The sequence below is a fragment of the Arenibacter flavimaris genome (genome assembly GCF_030291335.1).
In the GTDB taxonomy this organism is placed as follows: domain Bacteria; phylum Bacteroidota; class Bacteroidia; order Flavobacteriales; family Flavobacteriaceae; genus Arenibacter.
In genome coordinates this window covers 24331-45729 of record NZ_JASWIM010000030.1, presented here as the reverse complement: position 1 = coordinate 45729, position 21399 = coordinate 24331, and the positions used below count along the sequence as shown (strand labels likewise).

Annotated in this window: 11 protein-coding genes; all 11 read left to right on the top strand. The window is 37.0% G+C overall.

The genetic code is table 11. The annotated features are described in order from the left end of the window. The first annotated feature begins 50 nt into the window (after positions 1-50). The 11 genes from QSE00_RS19180 to QSE00_RS19130 all read left to right on the top strand — a co-directional run bounded on the left by QSE00_RS19180 (position 51) and on the right by QSE00_RS19130 (position 21381). Entirely contained in the window at positions 51-1463 is a 1413-nt protein-coding gene (locus QSE00_RS19180; protein ID WP_286107113.1) for a hypothetical protein, read from the top strand. Positions 1464-2995: 1532 nt separating this feature from the next. Further along, positions 2996-3391: a type 1 periplasmic-binding domain-containing protein gene (locus tag QSE00_RS19175; protein ID WP_286107112.1), complete on the top strand. Its 396-nt coding sequence runs from the start codon at positions 2996-2998 to the stop codon at positions 3389-3391. A gap of 73 nt (positions 3392-3464) precedes the next feature. After that, positions 3465-7616 (top strand): hybrid sensor histidine kinase/response regulator transcription factor, encoded by a 4152-nt coding sequence (locus QSE00_RS19170; protein ID WP_286107111.1) that lies wholly within the window; start codon positions 3465-3467, stop codon positions 7614-7616. A gap of 603 nt (positions 7617-8219) precedes the next feature. After that, a complete protein-coding gene (locus QSE00_RS19165; protein WP_286107110.1) occupies positions 8220-11399 on the top strand; it encodes a SusC/RagA family TonB-linked outer membrane protein in 3180 nt (1059 codons plus the stop codon). Between the two features lie 10 nt (positions 11400-11409). Further along, positions 11410-12993, top strand: coding sequence for a RagB/SusD family nutrient uptake outer membrane protein (locus QSE00_RS19160; RefSeq protein ID WP_286107109.1), 1584 nt, complete (start codon positions 11410-11412; stop codon positions 12991-12993). 40 nt (positions 12994-13033) lie between these two features. Beyond that, positions 13034-13972, top strand: coding sequence for a DUF5017 domain-containing protein (locus tag QSE00_RS19155; protein WP_286107108.1), 939 nt, complete (start codon positions 13034-13036; stop codon positions 13970-13972). A gap of 456 nt (positions 13973-14428) precedes the next feature. Beyond that, positions 14429-14647 carry a hypothetical protein gene (locus tag QSE00_RS19150; RefSeq protein ID WP_286107107.1) on the top strand — a complete coding sequence of 73 codons (219 nt, stop codon included), beginning with the start codon at positions 14429-14431 and terminating at the stop codon, positions 14645-14647. A 111-nt stretch (positions 14648-14758) separates the two neighbouring features. Further along, complete coding sequence (locus QSE00_RS19145) at positions 14759-15982, top strand: glycoside hydrolase family protein (protein ID WP_286107106.1); 1224 nt, start codon at positions 14759-14761, stop codon at positions 15980-15982. 5 nt (positions 15983-15987) lie between these two features. Then, positions 15988-17517 carry a sulfatase family protein gene (locus QSE00_RS19140; RefSeq protein WP_286107105.1) on the top strand — a complete coding sequence of 510 codons (1530 nt, stop codon included), beginning with the start codon at positions 15988-15990 and terminating at the stop codon, positions 17515-17517. A gap of 13 nt (positions 17518-17530) precedes the next feature. After that, positions 17531-18235, top strand: coding sequence for a hypothetical protein (locus QSE00_RS19135; protein WP_286107104.1), 705 nt, complete (start codon positions 17531-17533; stop codon positions 18233-18235). A gap of 68 nt (positions 18236-18303) precedes the next feature. Continuing rightward, the gene (locus tag QSE00_RS19130) at positions 18304-21381 is read left to right on the top strand and encodes a chondroitinase family polysaccharide lyase (protein WP_286107103.1); all 3078 of its coding nucleotides are present in this window, start codon (positions 18304-18306) and stop codon (positions 21379-21381) included. The last annotated feature ends 18 nt before the right edge of the window (positions 21382-21399 follow it).

Here is a 21399-nt window from a genome sequence, read left to right as displayed (position 1 = left end):
TGAATTTGAATCATATCACTAAAATTTAAACTTAATTAAAATTATAATTTATGAAACTTAAAATATTTACACTTCTAGTAACTTTCTTTTGTATTTCATCTTGCTCTCATGCAGTCGAAGATGAATTTATCGAAAACGACACAAATTTAATGACCCTTAATCAGATACCTGTATTAGCAAATTCATCAGGTGGTAGTTCATCGGATGAGGGAATAATTGCCAAAGCATTGTATGTTAATAATTGGAAGTCGATTATTGACCTGAAAAATAGTTCTCATAATGATATGAGAAATTCTTTAATAGTAGCCTTAAACAGTCGAAGTTCGGAAACTATCTCCTTCTTACAATCTAAAAACGATATGGAATTGGCTTGGGCGTCTTTAATGTATCGTTTTTTGAAGGATGCCGGTATAAAAACGGAAGGCCAGTTGAGCACGATGTCATTGGATGATTACCGAAATTCAATAATTGTTGCGAATAATTCAAATACCACACATACAATCACTACCCTTCAAGGTTATGATAATAAAAAGAATTTAAACATTGCCTATGATTGGTGGTTGCCAACGTTAAATGCATCTCAAATAAGCGAATTAAATGATGCCATAACCAATGTCAAATATTTTGAAGTAAAAGATAATGAGAATAAAACAATGGACGTACTGCGTATCGTTAAAACTGGGGAGACTGCACCGGGGTCTTATGCTTATCTTGGGGTCTATCATTCTTCACAGGTGCATCCTAATTCGTTTCAATTGCGCTTAGCGGGAAGTAATGATTTGCAAAACTGGACATTCATTACAAGTTTAGGTAATAGGTCGCATCAAGGGGATATAAAAAAAGCGTGGGGTGGATATCTCATCGTAAATGAGGAAGACCCGATAGAAGGGTCTAACAACATAAGAGCTCGGTATTATTCAAATTATGCCAACTTATTGACCAATACTTATGCCAATAGTTATGCACTTCCAAGACATTATTCGTCATCTGCTAATGGCACCCCGGATATAAGAGAAGTTAAAGGTGCCTCAGCAATTAGCTCATATATCCTAATAGGTTACCATTACTATGAAAATAACGATGTTGACCAGCAAGGGTTTGGAATTTTAAAGAATTTTAACGATTGGAGGGCCTGGGAGGATGATATTGTAAATTATAATGTTATTGAAATGGGATTTAACGGCAACATAGGTGGTCGGTCAAGTTATGATTACAACGGAAAAAAGAATCTACTTCTAGAGGCCCAAAAAGAAAAGTATAGATGGCAGGATTGGAGACTCTTATTGGGTGATGGTACTTTTTATTCTGAATTAAAGATTAATACCTCATTAGGATCTACATCTTTTGCTAATCCCGGAATTGTTGATTTGGGTGGAGGAGAATTTGCTGTAACCTCCTTTTTACCTACACAAGGTAATCAATCAGGTGAAATAGGGACACTTTTGTACAAAGTTCAGTTTTAAAATAGTATTAGTTAAGTTAGTTAATTAGTTAGTTTTGTTTGAAAGGAGAAGGTTGAAAATGCTTTCTCCTTTTCTTTGTTTTTTGAAAATAGCTGTATTTTAAGAATATGAAATCCCAATCAAGGAAAGACAATTTTGATTGGTCTATATGAATGGATAGTTTAATAACTTCTAATTAATAAGTCTGATAATGTCTAAATCTAATATTTTTCTACCCCTATCCACTAAAGTTGTAGCTTCATTAATGGATGTCAGTTAATTGGATTGTTTTAAAAATATCGACAACGGATTATTAATTTGTTGAGATTTAAAAAATAATTTGAGTTTATACGCGCTAGAATGATAAAATATAAAGAGGTGGTCATGTGCTTCCCCTAGTTAGAACTGCAAAATAAATGTGAACTTAATACAATGAAGAAGCTTTCATTAGGCTCTGAATTAAAATTCCTTTCATAACCCTTTTTTTGGGTGTTATTTTATTCCTTATTAAAAGCTGTAAAAGCTCATGATAATAGTGATTTAAATTAGGTGCCTGACAGGTATTTCAATTTTCGCGTGACGGAAATTTAAAACAATTATCACAATACAATCGATTGTATTGTGATAATTGTATATTTGTGAGAAGCTTTTAAGTCGAGAAAGAGAAGGTATTAGGTCATACCAATTACATATTTGGTAGGTTTATGATTTTAGCTCTTGATAACATTGGGAAACTCTAAATATTACGAGCCCCATTGGATACGCTAAAAATTAAGTCTGTCGTACGGCGGGCTTTTGGTGTGGATTTGGAGATTAAAAAAAAGGTGGGATTAACTAAAGACACTATCCTTGCCATTTGTATTAAAGAGATCCTCCGGGCAATATATCTAATTGGATTTACCTTTTTTAAAACGTTGGATTATTTTGAAGTGATTATTTTATTATAACGTTAATCAATGGAAAATAACGTAATAACGATAGAAACTGTCGTCAAATAGCTAAATGTTGATATGCGACGGTATTAAGGAAATCAAATAATAGTCCAAGAGTTCTTTGGATTATCAAGGTTAAATTAATGTTACGACTGCAATAATGTAGTTTATTTTTATTCATTTGCCGTGCTGTTTACGTAACAGTAATACATAAAGCACAAGAATAGTAGTTTCAAAGAAATTGCATTATTTCTTTTCGTCTGCATTGTAAGAATTAGTGAAAACATATATGAGATTGGAATCATGTACTTGTTGGCCAATCCTTGGAGCAATTGAAACTAAAAAAAATGTGGTCAAATTTTTTGCAATTAATCCAAGTGAAGGAGTTATGGTCTCTAGATCGATGAAAATAGAAAATTGAGATTATTTTATGGATTATGGAACTTAGAGTGTGACTTTGTTGTTATTTGATAGACAATATGGTATGCCCGACTATTGTACTGTGTTGATTGAAAATTTGCAAGGAGGCTTGGATGCCAAGGATAATCCGATGTGCAGGCAACTATAAATATAGTCCTTTTATCAGACAGCCATAGTGTAAATTTGTAGAAAAATAGATGTATGAGAAGTAACAATGTTTTAGAGAAAAATGATATCCCCTTTAGCGAAGTAATCGGGTTTAGTGCTACATTTACTGAGAGGAATAATACTGAAAGTGTAATATCTGATCTTACTCTTGATCTCATGGTCGAAGGCATTTTTTTAGCCCATGACTTTGTCACCGTTTGGTACACTAAATATTTTCAGGAACATAGAATTGGAAACCCTCAAGTCATTTCCAGAGCCGTTCATATGGAAGGACCTATTATGACAATTGTGAAACCGACCATAACAACTGTTGACCAGCCTAGATTTGATATTGGTAGGTTGATAACAAGCTTTTTTATTTCCCGGATAGAAAGTGAAGTAGTGGAGATAAAGCCAGAGTCCATAGTTCTAAAACCTAGTATATTATAACGAAAGTCCTATACCAGATTAAGTGTCTTGAATGTAACCAGTCAATATTTTTTGAATTTAAAATACCTGCCCAATGAAGTTCAAAGTTTACTTATTAATTCTTTTTTTTAGTTTAATCATTTTTACCCTATACGGTCAAGCTGAGAACAGAGACAATAAGACATTGAAATTTAAACACTTTTCCATTGCTGAAGGCTTGTCACAAAGTTCCGTTTTGGAGATTTTGCAGGATAATAAAGGTTTTTTGTGGTTTGGGACTAGGGATGGCCTGAATAAGTACGATGGCCATTCTTTCAAAACCTTTAGGCATAATTCGATGGACCCATATAGCATTAGCAATAGTTATATAAAAACCTTATTACAAGATGAGCAAGGAACCCTTTGGGTAGGAACGAATTATGGCTTAAACAGATATCTAACAGAGGATGACCGGTTCGATAGAATATACTTTGCTAATGATAATACCAATGGTGCCAATAACGAGATATGGGACATTGTTTCTGATGACAAAGAAAATTTATGGGTTGGAACGAACAAAGGGCTATTAAAATATAAAATAATTAGTGGGGAATCCATTCTTTTCCAAGCCGATATAAACGATCCCAATGGAATCCTACATAATGAAATAAGATCTTTATTGATAACAGGCGATGGTATACTATGGATATGTAACACGAAGAATATTGACGTTTACAACCCGGAAACCAAGCGTTTTAAACATTATTATTATCCCAAGGTAGGGGAAACTGAAATTGTTAGGAAATATGCTCCGGTGCTTTGTGAAGATCAAAACAGAAACATATGGCTTGGGGACAGTAATGGGCTTTCTCTTTTTAATAAGGAACACGAGAGGTTTGAGACTTTTTCCATAGTCTCTACTGGAATAAACCAAATCACGGAGGAAATTAGAAGTTTGGAACAAGACTATTTAGGAAATTTATGGGTAGGTACCTATAATGGACTTTATGTTGTTAATACAGATTTAAGCGTAATCACACATTATGTGCACGACGAGAATGTCCTTTCTAGTTTAAGTCAGAATTCTATTTATAAAATTTTAGAGGATACTAAAGGAGATCTATGGATAGGAACCTATGCTGGGGGTGTAAATTATTATGACCGGAGTTACGATCTCTTTAAGGGTATTTCTTCTGGAGCCAATAATACTAAACTAAATTACAAAGTAATTAGTTCAATCATTGAAGATGATGCACAAAATTTATGGATAGCTACCGAAGGCGGAGGGGTCAATTTCTTGAATAGGAAAACCGGATCTTTCACATATTATACCAATAATAAAAATAATCCCAATAGCCTAAGTACGGATAATGTTAAATCGATGATCCGCACCAATGATGGGAATTTCTGGATCGGTACTCACGACGGCGGGCTCAATTATTTGAATCCAAATAAGAAACCTTTCAAATTTGTAAAATTTAAAAATATACCCGGTGATAGTACTAGTTTAAGTAATAATAGGGTGATATCCCTCTTCGAAGATTACCAGGGTAATATTTGGATAGGTACCTCGGGCGGAGGGTTAAATGTTTGGGACAAGGAAAAGAAGTCCTTCCAAAAGCTGGCAGATTCCAAAGGAGTCTTAGGGACCATTATTTACACTATTGTTGAAACCTCAGATAATAATGTGCTGCTGGTCGGTGGTAGTAAAGGCTTGGCAAAAGTAAATCTTCTTAATCGAACGATAGAACGGGTCACATATAAGAAGGATGAGCAAGACATTTATAATATGAATGCTGTTCTTAGTGTTTATGAAGATCCAAAACAAAACCTTTGGATAGGTACTGAGGGAGATGGATTGTACTATTACGTTAGCAGAACAAAAAGTAGCGTTAAATACGGACTTACAAACGGATTGCCCAATGAGGTTGTCTACGGAATACTGCCCGATGATCTGAACTATTTATGGTTGAGTACCAATAACGGTCTAAGCAGATTGGATTTAACATCTTTTCAGTTTAAAAATTTTGATATTTCTGATGGTCTTTTAGGAAACGAATTTAACTATGGCTCATATACGAAATTAGCGAACAAAGATCTTGTGTTTGGAGGTACTAACGGATTTAATTACTTTAATCCAGACGATCTGGTCGAAAATACCTTTGTACCACCGGTGAACATTACTGCAATGCAGGTTAATAATAAACCATTTGTGGTAGGAGACTTTATGCCAAAATCGATTAAGCTCAATTATAATCAAAATGATTTTAATTTCAATTTTGTTGCCCTCAGTTTTTCTCAACCAAATAAAAACCAATATGCTTATAAATTAGAAGGATTTGATGAGGAGTGGATTTATATTGGGAATAAGAGATCTGCAACCTATACCAACTTAGATTCTGGAGATTACGTCTTTAGAGTAAAGGCCAGTAATAGCGATGGCTTATGGAACGAAAAGGGAGCCTCTGTAAAAATCAAAGTATTATCTGCTCCATGGGCTACATGGTGGGCCTATTTGGTTTATTTCTTGTTCATAGCTGGTGTTGTTGTAATTATAAGAAGATTTGCCCTGATTAGAATACAGGAGAAAAACGCATTAAAACAAGAGCGCCTTGAGAAAGAGCGGATAGAAGAAATAAATCAAATGAAATTGAGGTTGTTTACAAATATCTCTCACGATTTTAGAACACCCTTAACTTTAATTATTGGACCCTTAGAGCGACTGTTAACAAAAAAATCGGGGGATTCCTTTGTGCAAAGACAGCATGAAGTAATGCATAGAAACGCCAGCGTTTTGTTGCAGTTAATCAATCAATTACTGGATTTTAGAAAAAGTGAATCTGGGAAAATTCAGCTGCAGGCGACTAAAGACAATATTGTTCCATTTATCGAAAATATTAAACTATCTTTTGAAGAATTGGCTAGAATTAGGGAAATTGATTATTCTTTTCAACCAATTTCCGGCTCTATTGAGCTGTTTTTCGATAAAATAAATTTAAATAAAATAATTTTTAATCTCTTGTCCAACGCGTTTAAGTTTACCCCGGATAAAGGAAGGATATCCATAACCTTAACCATTGTTACAAAAAGAAAAAGCAAAGGTACTCCGGCTGAATTTTTAAGGTTGGTAGTAGAGGATAGCGGGAAAGGGATTTCTAAAAGAAATCAGAAGTTTATTTTTGATCGATTTTTTCAGTTAGGGCAGGATGAAAATAACCGCTCTGGGACGGGAATAGGCCTTGCAATAACAAAAAGCCTTGTAGAGCTTCATCATGGGACTATTAAAGCCAAAAGCAAAGTGGGTCAGGGAACGGCTTTTGTGGTATTGTTGCCTATGGGGAAAGATCATTTGAGCGAAGATCAAATTATATCCGGTACAGAAGGAGAATTGGCTGTATGTTCTCATTACTTTATTAAACCAAATATTTTGATCGACGACAAGATCAAAGATGATGTAGAGAAGGAAGTAGAATTAATGACTTCTGATACCCCTAAGCCAAGTATTCTTTTAGTAGAGGATAACAAGGAAGTGCGGTCGTTCATTAAAACCATTTTTGAGAGGAATTATAATATCTTGGAGGCTGAAAATGGTGCCAACGCTATTGAAATAGCGAGTAAGCAAAAGGTAGATTTAATAATTAGTGATGTAATGATGCCCACCATGGATGGGATAGAATTGTGTAGTAGGATTAAGTCAAATATTGTAACCAGTCACATCCCGGTACTTTTGTTAACGGCTAAAACCTCCGAAGAGGCGCAAAAATCCGGCTTTACAACCGGCGCCGATGCTTATATCACAAAACCTTTTGTTGCCAGCTTACTCGAGTTGCGAGTAAATAATATGCTGAACTCCAGAAAGCTCCTAATTGAAAAATTCAAAAAAGACATTATTTTAGAACCAAAGGAACTGACAGCGACCTCTGCCGACGAACTATTCTTACAAAAGGCCATTAATTTGGTCGAGGAAAATATTTCAAATCAGGAGTTTACGATCAATGACTTTATATTTGAAATGAATATGAGTCGCTCTGCTCTGTACAGGAAACTTAAGGCCCTTACGAATCAGTCTATTTCAGAATTTATTAAGACTGTGAAGATAAAAAGAGCGGGTCAGCTCATACTACAATCGCAATTGAATATTTCGGAAATTGCTTTCGATCTAGGATTCAATGATTTAAAGCATTTTAGGAAATCGTTTCAAAACGTATTTAATGAATTGCCTTCGGAATACCGGTCAAATTATAGTGGGCAGATAATTGAAAAATAAACAAATGAATAGTAAGTATCGTAATTGGATGTTAACTTTTTTCTAGTTTATTGTTGAGAATTAAGTTCTCTGTCATTTTTGAGTTAAGAAAAACTAAATGTTAATATAAAAAAATAAACTTTTACCTGCCTAGATTAGACTGCTATTTTTGGTTCCACAATTAGGCTAAAATGTTTTTATTACTACTAGTTCGTTAGGTGCTTGGTTCCCCTCCAACTTCAAAGAAATTATAATGATTTATTTTGGACTTTCTGTTCTTCGTCAGTTGGCCAACTGACTATATTCATTAATCTACTAATGGGATACCGATCCTGTTACTTATGCAAAAAAGAGGTCAATAATAAAAGCAAACTAGGTTTGAGAATGCTTCCTGTCTATTATTGTTGTATTACTAATTTTGAGCTTAGGTCGTTTAGCAAGTTTAAATGTTGATGAAACTTCTTAAAGTTATATTAACAGTAATATATGATTTTTATATTCAACGTTTTGCTGCCAATTGAACAGTATCCCCCCTCGAATTGAACCCAAAACCCCCTTTTTTTCTTCAATAGAGGCCCTAATTTTAACCCTAGATTTAAAAACTAAAATCAAACCAAAATAAAGATGAAAAACCATTTAGCACTTTTTTTAAAGAAAAGAAAAAGCGATCAGTTCGTTTTTATTATGCTCCTATTGGGAGCTTTGTCAAGCTTCTCTGCTAATGCACAAGTAAAAACGATTCAGGGGGTAATTTTCGATGAGACGGGGATTCCACTACCGGGAGCCACTATAATGGAGACGGGAATTAAAAACGGAGTAACTTCGGATTTTGATGGCAACTATATCATTCAGGTTAATCAGGGAGCTTCTTTAACAATAAGTTATGTAGGTTACAAAACAAAGGTTATCCTCGTTGAAGGTGGTAATTTGACCTATAATGTTGGGTTAGAGCCGGATTTTCAACAATTGGACGATGTGGTCGTGGTAGGTTTCGGGACCGTTCGGAAAAAGGATTTAACTGGTTCGGTGGCGTCGGTACAAATGGACAAGCTAACCGAAGCTCCGGTGGCAAACTTTGATCAAGCTTTGGCAGGTAGGGTTACAGGGGTACAGGTTGGATCGGATACAGGAGAACCCGGAGCCGGACTTCAGATAACTATTAGAGGGGGAAATACAATTAATGGAGACAATTCACCGCTGTACGTGTTGGATGGTTTTATTATTGAAGGTTTCAATCCCGGAATTTTAAACCCAACCGATATTCAAAGTATTGATATCCTTAAAGATGCATCAGCAACCGCTATATATGGTGCAAGGGGTGCTAATGGAGTGGTACTGATAACTACAAAACAGGCAAAATCTGGGAAAACGAGAATCTCTTTCGAGACTAGGTTGGATGTGAAAAACGTTGCCAATAAATTGGAGGTGTTGGATGCTTATGAATTTGTAAAATTGGCCAGTGAGATCAATCAGGCATCAGCTTCTGAAAAGTTTTTCGTGGATGATAACGGCACCGTTCTTGGTGGAGTGGATGATTATCTGAGCGCCCCAACTGCCAATTGGCAGGATGAAGCGTTTAAAACGGCTTATACCAAATCACATACTTTGAAGGTGGCCAGTGGAAATGAAGCTACAAAACTTGATGCATCGGTAAATATTGTGAAAGATGAAGGAACTTTACTAAAAACCCAATTTAACAAGTTTAATGGTAGATTAAACCTTAGGCATAAGGTAAATAATAAGCTAGATATTAACTTAAACACTATATATGCCAATACTGAAAGGTTGGGGCTCGATACCGAAGGAACTTCTTCTTATTCGTTTATGAGAAACCTTATAACTTATCCAAATGTGGTAAGCAAATATAAGGACTATGGGGATAGCAATCCTTTGTACGGGATTAATCCTGAAGAGTTCGATGTAAATAACATTTTCAATTGGCACCCAATAGTGTCTTTAAATAATGAATATCGAAGAAGGGAAACAAATCAATTTATTGCCAATCTTTCTATAAAATATAGAATAACCCGCAACTTTGATTTTGAGACCAAAGGCAGTTATAATGGAGATTTTAGACAAACAGGAGTTTTTAATAATAGTAATACTGTTTATGGAAGGTTAATAAACCCTATTAATGGAATTAACGGAACTATGGATTACCAGAATTACAAGACATTGTCTAATATCAATACCTTGACATATCGCAATTCCTTTGGGAAACACAACTTAAACGTATTGGTAGGTAGCTCACTTAACAGTAGAAAAATTACTAGAACTTTTGTACGTTCCATACAAATTCCTAAATATGCCGAAAGCCAGGGAATCAACGCAATGGATGAGGGTACCTTGTCTAGTACCGATGATTTGATAGGAAGTTCCGAAGAAAGAATACAATCGCTTTTAGGCAGATTGACCTATGCTTATGACAACAAATATTTATTAACGGCTTCCATAAGACGAGATGGATCTTCCAAATTTGGACCTGGACATAATATTGGGTATTTCCCTTCATTAGCACTTTCTTGGAAGGCGGAGGAAGAGGAATTTATCAAAAATATCGGTGTTATTTCTCAGCTTAAGTTTAAAGGAGGATATGGAAAAACTGGGAACGATAGAATTCCCGGAGATGCAAGGTTCGACTTGTTTACCTCCAATTTGGCGTCCTATTTTTTAAATGGATCAGAGGTTTTAGGACAACGACCTACTTCAAGCGGTGCTAATCCCAATATAGAATGGGAGACTACTTCACAATATAATGCGGGAGTGGATCTAGGTTTATTTGACGGTCGGATCGCAATAACCGCCGAAGTCTATGAAAAGACAACCGACGATTTGTTAATTAATGCGGATACACCACCTTCCTTAGGAATTAGCAGCGTTTGGAAGAATAGTGGTACCGTAAGAAACAGAGGTTTGGAGTTGGCTCTTAGTACCATCAATATTAATTCTAAGAACTTTAGATGGACAACGGATTTTAATATCTCTTTTAACCAGAATAAAGTGTTGTCCTTGCCTGAAAGGAAGCCAATATTTGGAAACCCTAATTATTATTGGAGGTATGCTTCCAACCAATATATTGTTGAAGAAGGAAAGCCATTGGGGAATATGTTCGGTTATATTTCGGATGGGGTATACCAACCCGAAGACTTTGAGAATTATAATGAGGACGATGCATCACACACCTTAATTGCAGGACAGCCAGATTATGATGGCGGTTCCCCTGTACGTCAGCCTGGAGATGAAAAATATAAAGATCTAAATGGGGATGGCAAAATAACTCCCGATGATAAAACAATAATAGGCAATGGATTGCCAGAGCATTTTGGTGGTCTGGGAAATACGTTTTCTTATAAAGGATTGGAATTAAGTGCCTTTTTTCAATGGTCTTATGGTAATGATGTATTGAATGCGAATAGGTTGATTTTTGAAGAAATGACGCATAGCGCCCAAAATCAATATGCCACTGTGAAGCATAGATGGACACCGACCAATCAGGATACCGATATGTTCAGAGCTCAGGGTAGAGGATTTGAAGATGTCTCTTCTAGAGTCATTGAAGATGGATCTTATATTCGTTTAAAAACGGTGAACCTATCATATGCCTTTTCTAAAAAAGTTTTGGATAAACTACAGCTGAATAGCTTATCGATTTTTATTTCTGGGCAGAACTTGTTTACCTGGACTGATTATAGTGGTTTTGATCCAGATGTTTCGGTTAATGGATCTGCTATTATGCCTGGAGTTGATTATTCTTCATATCCCGTGAGTAGAACTTTAAGCCTAGGATTAAATATAACATTTTAAAAAAAGACACATGAAATCAAAAATATTATTATTCGCTCTATATAGTCTAATATTTCTTCCAAGTTGTGACAATCAACTAGATATATTACCAGAGGATGGTATAGGATCCGCTACTCTTTACCAAAATGATGCAGGAGCCTTAGCCGGACTTTCCGGTGTTTATAGTAGGTTTGTTGCCGCTTATAGGGAATCTATCCTAAATGCTATGTATCCGAGTGCAGTAACAGATGAGGGATTTGAGAATAGAAGTGTAAACCGATTCTTTTTAGAGAATAGCTTTGCGAGTAACAATGTGCAGATTTTAGATAGTTGGACCTTATTATATGAAGGGGTATATGCGGCGAATATCATGTTGGCCGAGTTGGAAAACTCAACGGGCATCAGCGAAACCTCCAAGGCTGTTTTTGAGGCCGAAGCACGTTTTTTAAGATCCTATCTGCTATTTGAACTACAAAAGAACTTTGGAGGAGTAGAAGGAATACCATTGCCAACTGAAAACACACTAAAACAATTATTGCCAAGAACAAAAGGGGTAGATGTGTATGCGCAAATCATTGCCGATTTGGAATATGCCGAGCAAAATTTACCGAGGATTCAGGAAGCTACGGCAGGGAGGGCTAGTAAAGATGCCGCACAAGCCTTGTTGGCAAGAGTGAATTTGTTCAGGGCGGGAGCTCCCTTTACCAATGATGGTGACTATTATACAAAAGCAAGGGATTGGGCCAAAAAAGTAATGGAGAATGGCTATCAGGAGTTGAACCCTAGCTATGAGGATATTTTTAATAAATTGGCAACAGAACAGTACGACACTAAAGAAGTATTGTTTCAAATCGGATTTTACTTCGGTAATCAAGACCAGAACCAATCTAATAAACTCGGATCCACGATTGGAATGAGGGTTGACGATGGCTCTTGTAATAACAGAGGGTATGGTTTAATTTCTGCCGCTATAACATTGACAGATGCTTATAGAAACGACCCTTCCGATGAAAGAGGTCTTTGGAATGTTTCTCCTTACTATGTGCCAAACAACAACAATTGTGAGTTTAGAACACAGTTCAACCAAATTGCCTATCCAGCTTCAAAATATCGTAGGTTTCTAGAAAGCGGAGGTACCGGTAGTTACGGACCACATCATTTTCCTGTCTTGAGATTTTCCGACGTGCTATTAATGTATGCCGAAGCTGAAAATAAACTGAATCCGGGATCCGTAGCGGCATTGGATGCCGTAAACCAAGTAAGGAACAGGGCAAAGGCTACACCATTGGTTGGCCCAATTACAGAAGCATTAATTCAGGAAGAACGCCGTTTGGAACTGTGTTTTGAAGGACTTCGTAAGTACGATTTAATCCGATGGGGGATATTGGAGGAAAAAGTAAATGAAACGAAGGCTGCATTACAAGCTGCAAATGGTAGTGAAAATACAGATTGGCCAATCTATGGAACCGGAAATCCAGCAACAAGGACAAACACCATGGAAAACTATTATTTAGATGGTTACAATAACTACGTAGATTCTAAGCACCAATTGTTGCCAATTCCAGAACAGGAGATAGGAGCTAATGATTTGGTAAAACAAAATCCAGGTTGGTAAAAGAGATAGCCATCTTGATAAAAAAATAAAAAATACGACAATGAGAAAATCAATAAATATAATGTCAGCCTTACTGCTCTTCGCCTTCGTTTTTCAAGGATGTGAGGACTTTGAAGAAGTTACAGTGCCTAATTTTACGGTAACACCAGAAACCACTACGGCAAAAGTCGGGGAGCCAGTAGAATTTAGAGTCGATAACGCTCCTAATTTTCTACAATTCTATGCCGGAGATTTTGGGCATAAATACAAATTCAGGGACAGAACCGAGGCAGAAGGAATGGTTTCAATGTCTTTTAAAAATGCACAAAAATATGGACTAAACAATAATGCCACGGGTACCTTATCCGTAATGGCATCTGCAGACTACGATGGTTCTGGAACACCCGAGGGAATAGCAAACGCTACATGGATGGATATTTCCGATCGCTTCAATATCGCGACGGCCTATGATTTTGCTTGGACAGAATCTGGAGAAGCGGATATTACGGATTTGGCTACGGGGAGCCCGATCTACTTTGCTCTTAAGTTTTACGCAGAAGATCATAAAGGGAACGGTCACAGGCAGCCCGAATGGCGTATCGCCGATTTCAATATTGTATTGTCTACCGAGGATGCTCCGGCTCCGTTGACAGTAGCCACAACAGATGCACCAGGATTCTTGCCAGTAGACGTAGAAGGCGTAGTAGAGTCTTGGAATACAGGAAAATGGTACTTCGATTCGAGTAATGACGTTTGGAGGTTTAGAGGTGGACCTTCGGATTATGTTAACGAAGATTGGTTGGTTACTAATTCAATAAATTTAACCCAAGTGAATCCGGACAAAGGAATACCTTTAAAATCATTTTCTGAAAAACTGGACTCTTTTAAGTATGTCTATGAGACGCCAGGTAAGTACACTGTAACCTTGGTAGGGACTAATACGACCATTTACGGAAGTCAAAAAACGGTTAAGGAATTGACTATTACCGTGACTGAGTAGTCAATAATTAATACTAATTGATTTCCTATTTAGTGTATAATCATTTATCGAGTGGGATATTATATAGCGTAGCCTAAAAAGTAATGAATATAGCGTGTGATAGCACTAATTGAACAAAATCCCACACTTAAAATGAACAGGTGGCGCTGTAGTTTTGATATCATTGAAGTAATTTTTGAAGACATATTTGGTCAAATATCTAAGCTTATATTAGTATAAAACGATTTATTAAAGGCTATATTTCTTTGTGATAATTTTGCATTATTGCTATTGTCCTTTTTAGGAATAGAGAATCACAAGAGATAACCTTGGGATCATTAATAATTGCCGATGTTGTTCTGGCCGTTTATGCGGTGCAAAGGAATGGTTGATAAATGTAGAGAATGGTTCAACGTAAAAGAGCGGCCATACTGCAACGGTATCTCGTGTAATTTATAAGCATTTTGACCCATTTTTATGGTTGAAGATACACAGCATGGAAGTATGCGCGGCATACAATTGGTCAAGAGTTCAGGTGCGTCCGGGGCCCATATTAAGATTAAGGACCAAGATAGAAAATCTATTAATTGTGCCAACCAACCTAATGTTGTTATGAACAAGTTCAACAAAGTTGATCAAAGACCGTTCCGATATAACAGACACAAGTGGGGCAACTATTCTGAAGGGATTGCCTGATCCGAGTTGACTAGAGCCCTTAGTTTAAGGAAGTAGGGCAGAAAAGTCGTACTCCATATTAATTTAAATAGAAATAATCTTTAGAAAATAGGTGCAAAACCAAATATAATTATGAGAGCATTTTTTGTTATATTGATTTTTAGTTTGATATCATGTAAGAATTCCCCAAATAATAAGGGCCTTGCACAGAAAATTGTAATATCAGAACCTGATTTTAACCTCGACAGGGCCATAGCGGATGTAGAGTCACAATTGGAAATAGCCGTTCCAAAGTTAACCGACCTTTCCAAACACCCTAGACTAATAGAGACAAACGACACCGAATGGAAAGAAATACCGAATGGAAGGTTGGTGTGGACTTCGGGATTTTATCCTGGTATTTTGTGGTATATGTATGACATTACCAAAGATGAAAAATGGAAAGAGGAGGCAATAAGGAGAACCGAAGTTTTTGAAGATTTTAAGACCATTACCGAACATCACGATATTGGATTTATGATGTTCCCAGCCTACGGTAATGGCTATATTTTAAGTGATAAAAAGGAGTATAAGGACATACTGTTGACTTCGGCCAGATCTTTGGCCAGTAGGTATAATCCTGCTGTAGGAACTATTAGGTCCTGGTCCAATAAAATGCACCCTCGCTGGCAACAACATATCACCATTATAGATAACATGTTAAATTTGGAGTTGTTGTTCTGGTCTGCTAAAAATGGTGGAGATAAAAGTCATTATGATATCGCCGTGAAACATGCAGAAACTACCATGAAAAATCATTTTAGAGAAGATTATACCTCATGGCATGTTATAGAATACGATTCCATTAACGGGCAGGTTCTCAATAGACATACCAAACAAGGTCTGCACGATGACAGCCGTTGGTCTAGAGGCCAGGCATGGGGTATTTATGGCTATACCTTGATGTATAGGGAAACAAATGACAAAAAGTTTTTGGATTTTGCAAAAAAGATAACCGATAGGTATTTAAGACTTCTTCCAGAAGATTACATTCCCCATTGGGATTTTGATATTGACACATCAAAGGATGATGATAGGGACGCCTCTGCCGCGGCGGTTGTTGCTTCTAGTTTGCTAGAGCTTAGCACATATATGGAAGACGGGGCATTGCAAAAGAAGTATTACAATTCAGCCCTAAAAATGTTGGCTTCTTTAAGTTCTGAAAAGTATTCGGGCGTAGGTAAAACCGATTCCTTTTTGCTTCATTCTACAGGTGCAAAATCTTTAGGACATGAAATTGATGTAGCTTTGATCTATGCAGACTATTATTATATCGAAGCTTTGGATAGATTAATGAAAATGAAGTCAAAAAAATAGTTTTTATGAATTTGCCATTTTTATCACGGTATTGCATCCTATTGGTTTGCGTGCTTGCTGAGGTGACATCCTGTCGGCCAGAACAAAAGAGTGAACAAAAAGTGACACCAAATCTTTTGTTTATTTTTCCAGATCAATTACGGAATTCTGCACTTGGAATGAGCAATGAAGATCCAGTAATTACTCCTAATATTGATCAGTTGGCAAAAGAAGGAATGGTGATTACCAATGCCATCAGTAATTTTCCACTCTGTAGTCCATATCGAGCTATGTTAATGACAGGGAAATTACCTTACAATAATTTGGTACTTACCAATAGTAATTCCAGAAGATATAAGTACAATAATTCGTGGCAAAAAGACGATATTAGTTTTTCCGATGTTTTGGTGAAGAACGGTTATGACGCAGGTTATGTGGGGAAATTACATTTAACCTCCCCACCGCCTATTGCGGATAAGGATACGGTGTTATGGGATGCTTATACCCCTAAGGAATTTCGGCATGGGTTTAATTTTTGGTATGCTTATGGCACTTTTGATGAGCACAACACACCTCATTATTGGATCAACGATGCTGCGGAGGATGAACTGACGTATATCAACGAATGGTCTGCTAAGCACGAAGCAGATGTGATCATCGATTATATTAAAAACCCCTCCGAGAAAACAAGGACTAAAGACAAGCCATTTGCTCTTTTTTGGTCGGTAAATCCACCCCATCCCCCATATCAATATGTCCCTGAAAAATATATAGCACCCTATAAGGACAAATCCTTGGAGGAATTGCTCAATAGGGGGAATCTAGATTTGGATAGCGAGGCCCAAGAATTGGCATTCCATAAGGGAGCAACCAGGAAGAGAACTGAATTGGCCAAGGAACATATCCGTAATTATTATGCTATGGTGACGGGTGTAGACGACCAAATAGGGAGAGTGTTAAAGGCCTTGAAAGAAGAGGGATTGGAAGATAACACTATAGTAGTCATTACCTCAGATCATGGCGAAATGATGGGTAGCCATGCTTTAATGTCAAAAAATGTATGGTATGAAGAAGCTATAAACGTTCCTTTTATTATTAGATGGCCTGCTAAAATTAAGGGAGGCCAAAAAGACGATCTGCTTATTGGTGCCACGGATATTATGCCGACTATCCTAAATATGCTAGGTACTACAGATGGCATTCCTTCCAATTTAGATGGCCAAGACCTATCGTCCATCATTTTAATAAATGAAGGGAAAAGGCCAAGTTCTGTCCTGTATTACTATATAGAAGAAGGGCAGCCAGCATCGGGACACCGTGGAATAAGGACCCATACCCATACTTATGTGGTCACCTTGGATGACCAAAACCAAGCTCGTGAATTTTTATACGATAATAAAAACGATCCTTTTCAAAAACATAATATTGCCGAAAAGGATACGGAATTGAAAAGCGGGTTGAAAAAGCAACTTTTAAAGCAATTAAAGGATAAAAAGGACCCTTGGTTAAACCGATTCCAAAAGTTAAGTGATTCAGAAACGGTAACATCAAAGTAAAACATCGAGACCAATGAATGCCTGGAGTTTTAAAAGGACACTTGTATGCTTAATTATCTTGCTTTATACCTTGTTGGGCTGTAAAGGGAAGACAGAAAATAAGATTGTCTATAAAAGTGACTTTTCAGGCTCTGCAACACCTTCAAGGGTAGGGCCAGAGTTTACGCCTTATCCTTTCGAAGATTGGCAGGTGTCCAATGGGAAATTGGAATGTTTGGTCAGTAAAGAAAATAGAACAGTTCATCTGTTAGCGCCTCAGTTAAGTGAAGGATCCTTTGATATGGAAGTTCAGGTTGGTTTTTATAATGATAACCTTGTCGGGAATAGTAAGAATTGGGCCGGATTTAATTTGGGAGCAGATAACCTAGGTTCAGATCATGCAGTGCATCGAAAAGGCCTAAATATAGGAGTCAGCACTAATGGGGTTTTGTTTATTGGAACGCCAAGCCCCAATCGAAAGAATAAAAATGTGATGAAAGCATTGCCTACTGGAGTGAACCTAAAAGTAAAACTGCGGCCAGAGGCAAATACCTATAAAGTAGATATTTTGATCTATGATAGAAGGACGGGTAAGTTATTGGCCAATATTTCTAAGAAGCATATAGCCAAGGAAATGTTGGTCGGTGGTTTAGCATTGGTAAGTAATTTTCAAAGCAATGCTATAGGCCAAAACAGTTTTACAAAAAGTGTCTGGTTTAAAGATTGGAAAATATATTAAACGTAAGGGTGTTTTGGCAAAAAAGCCAAACGCATACCCATAAGAAATATAAAAATATTATGACCCTAATGAGATCAATATTTTATAGAATAAGTATGTTTATACCGATTAAAATGATCCCTTTTTTAATTGCAGGTATAAGTTTTTCACAACAAACAAACCTTCCCGCCATAGAATCTTTTGAGTCCAGTAACGTATTAGGGTTATATCAGAATTATAATAGCACTTTGGCAATCAGTACTGATCATATGAGGTTAGGAAAGTCGTCATTGAAATGGGAATGGCAAGGCGAAAGTAGTCTAGGGACTGCAAATTTTAGGATATTGTCACATGCAGAAAGTCCATTACGGTACGGAAATTACTTTCCATCTAGTCCCACTACAGCGATTTCCCTTTACAACGAGACACCACAAAACGATACCCTAACTATTTCCTTTGAAAAGGAAGGAAAAGTAGCGGTTTGGTTTGATGTTCCGCTGTCTTTTAAAGGATGGCGACGAATTTGGGTTCCTTTTTATGAAATGCAAGGAAATGCTCCAGAGAAGGGAGCCGAAGTAGATTATGATTATTTTAGAATTAATACTTCAGCAGAAAAGGGAAAACTATTTCTAGACGACATTGTTTTTTCACAATACCAGGATGACAGGCATCAATACCCAGATCTTTTGGTGCCCTTTATTAAGGCAGATACTAATTTGGGCAGTGATCATTGGATGCCTTTGATAAGCAATTACGAACGCATTAAGAATTTGGAGGTATCCCTAATTTCTATGGCTGTGAGGATGGATTTACAAAAATTCGAAAAATTAATTGACGCAGATTTAAGGATCGATAAGAAATACAAGGTGTATATAAAGTCTTTACGGGAAGATTTTCAAAAATTAAATATAAAGGATACGGGTGAGACGGTAATAGGGCCTCCTTTAACTTTTATGATAAAGCAGGAGTATTATGATGAGAAACAACATGGGCCATTAAAGGTTAATGATGTGTCGGATTTGGGGAAAGTATTAAAAAAACTGGCTAATTTTCACGATAGGGCAGATGCCTCCCAGAAACAGGAAATTGAGGAAATGTTTTTGACCGGGACTAAATACTTTTTAGATCAAGGCTGGGTGGCTGGTGCCGCTGGCGGTACAAGGCATCATATTGGGTATAACGTTAGGGACATTACCGAGGCATTTTTTACCATGCGTCAATTGCTATACGATAACGGTTTGTTAAATGAGATTGGCGCAAGTTTGCACTGGTTGTTTAACTTAGGAATGCTTTTGGACGATGAAAGTAATTTTCATGTAAATATCGATTACCTAAACACACAATCCTATTATCATTTAATGTTGATTTTCCTTATGGATAGCCAGGAAAAGCAAGCAGCCTTATTACATGCTTATTCTAATTATATCTCTATAACCCTAGCACAACAAAATGAAGAATGGGGCTTTAAGGTAGATGGTACGGCATGGCATCACAATGGGCATTATCCGGCTTACGGCTATGGTGCCTTTAAAACAGTCCCTAAAGTAATCAGAACCTTGTCAGGGACTAGGTTTCGAATAAAAACGGACGGACATGAGAATTTTATAAAGGCCTTTTTAAATACCCGGGCGTATAGCCAATTGTACGATTGGGGATTTGGAAATGCAGGACGACATCCCTTGGAAGCCAACAGTATTAAATCCTTAAAAGAAGAGTATCTTTTAATGGCATATGCTGGAAATCCGGAGGGAACCGAGAAAATTGATAAGGAGGTGGCCGCTGCCTATCTTAGGCTATGGGGAAAAGAAGATAAACTCAATAGTATCCTTTTTAGGGAAGTTAACGGAATACGTCCAGAACAGCTCTCTGGATACCATACCATGCCCTATGCCGCAACTGCAATCCATAGACGCAACGATTGGGCAGCTATTGTGAAAGGATATAGCAAATATGTATGGGCATCAGAAATCTATGTAGATGAAAACAGGTACGGTAGATACCCTGCCAACGGAACTATTCAATTATTGAACGAAAAAGGCGAAGCTGGTAGTGGATTTAAACAAGAAGGTTGGGATTGGAACCGATATCCGGGGGCTACCGTAATTTACTTGCCTTTTGAAGAATTGGAACCAAAAATGCCCCTAATAATGTTCCGTTCCAATGAAACCTTTGTTGGGGCTACAGAATTGGACGGTAACGGCGTTTTTGGAATGATCTTAAATGAAGGTAAAGGCTCTAATTCGGAATGGCCAGAAACGAAAGTGGGATTTCCAGGAAAATTGTATGCTAAGAAATCGGTATTTTCATTTGGTGACAAGTTGATAGCTATAGGAACCAATATTTCTAGTATAGACGAAAACAATCCTGTACAGACCAATCTTTTTCAGTCTTTGTTAATAGACCCAAAAATTCCGCTCTACACATCTAATAAAACCATAACAAAGTTTCCGGTTAAAACAGAATTGGCTTCTGATGTAAAAAAGAATAATTGGGTGGTAGATCCTTACGGAAATGGGTATTATATCCTTTCCAATACCGCCGTACAATTAAAGAAGGAACATCAACATTCTTATCACAACAAGTACTCGATCAATACCGGGAGAATGAATGCCAAGGGAAAAGGAGCAAAAGAGACGGAGGCCGATTATGCTGCTGCTTGGATAGATCATGGATCGGCTCCTAAAAATGCCAACTATCAATATGTTATTTATCCTTTTCTTAAAGAGGAAGACCAAAAGAAGTTTGAGGAAAAGGCTAAGACTGATGATTCTTATAGTATTATTAGAGCCGATAGTATAGCTCATATTGTTTCGGACAATAAGTCGAACACCACGGCATACGCCGTTTTTGAGGCTAAGAAAAAATTGGATAGTGGGTATTTGACAGAAGTATCGGAACCGTCATTAATTATGGTGAGAAAGGATTCTGATAAAAATATAACCATCAGTGCTGTGCAGCCCGATTTGAATTTTCCGGAATACCAACCAAATAAATATAGAAATTACAGTACCCCTGTATCTCTGACCATTACCTTAGAAGGGAAATGGAGCGCCTTGTCGGCCGATTTTTTAACTGCTATTGATAATTCTGGTTCGCAAACCATCATTAGTTTAGAGTGTAAAGACGGATTTCCAAGAGTATTTAAAATGACAAAATTAGGCATTTAGGTCAAGGGTATGCGCCGT

Bases quoted from the DNA above. Each gene is read 5' to 3' on its own strand.
- QSE00_RS19180 (WP_286107113.1), top strand. From the start codon at position 51: ATGAAACTTAAAATATTTACACTTCTAGTAACTTTCTTTTGTATTTCA.
- QSE00_RS19175 (WP_286107112.1), top strand. From the start codon at position 2,996: ATGAGAAGTAACAATGTTTTAGAGAAAAATGATATCCCCTTTAGCGAA.
- QSE00_RS19170 (WP_286107111.1), top strand. From the start codon at position 3,465: ATGAAGTTCAAAGTTTACTTATTAATTCTTTTTTTTAGTTTAATCATT.
- QSE00_RS19165 (WP_286107110.1), top strand. From the start codon at position 8,220: ATGAAAAACCATTTAGCACTTTTTTTAAAGAAAAGAAAAAGCGATCAG.
- QSE00_RS19160 (WP_286107109.1), top strand. From the start codon at position 11,410: ATGAAATCAAAAATATTATTATTCGCTCTATATAGTCTAATATTTCTT.
- QSE00_RS19155 (WP_286107108.1), top strand. From the start codon at position 13,034: ATGAGAAAATCAATAAATATAATGTCAGCCTTACTGCTCTTCGCCTTC.
- QSE00_RS19150 (WP_286107107.1), top strand. From the start codon at position 14,429: ATGGTTGAAGATACACAGCATGGAAGTATGCGCGGCATACAATTGGTC.
- QSE00_RS19145 (WP_286107106.1), top strand. From the start codon at position 14,759: ATGAGAGCATTTTTTGTTATATTGATTTTTAGTTTGATATCATGTAAG.
- QSE00_RS19140 (WP_286107105.1), top strand. From the start codon at position 15,988: ATGAATTTGCCATTTTTATCACGGTATTGCATCCTATTGGTTTGCGTG.
- QSE00_RS19135 (WP_286107104.1), top strand. From the start codon at position 17,531: ATGAATGCCTGGAGTTTTAAAAGGACACTTGTATGCTTAATTATCTTG.
- QSE00_RS19130 (WP_286107103.1), top strand. From the start codon at position 18,304: ATGAGATCAATATTTTATAGAATAAGTATGTTTATACCGATTAAAATG.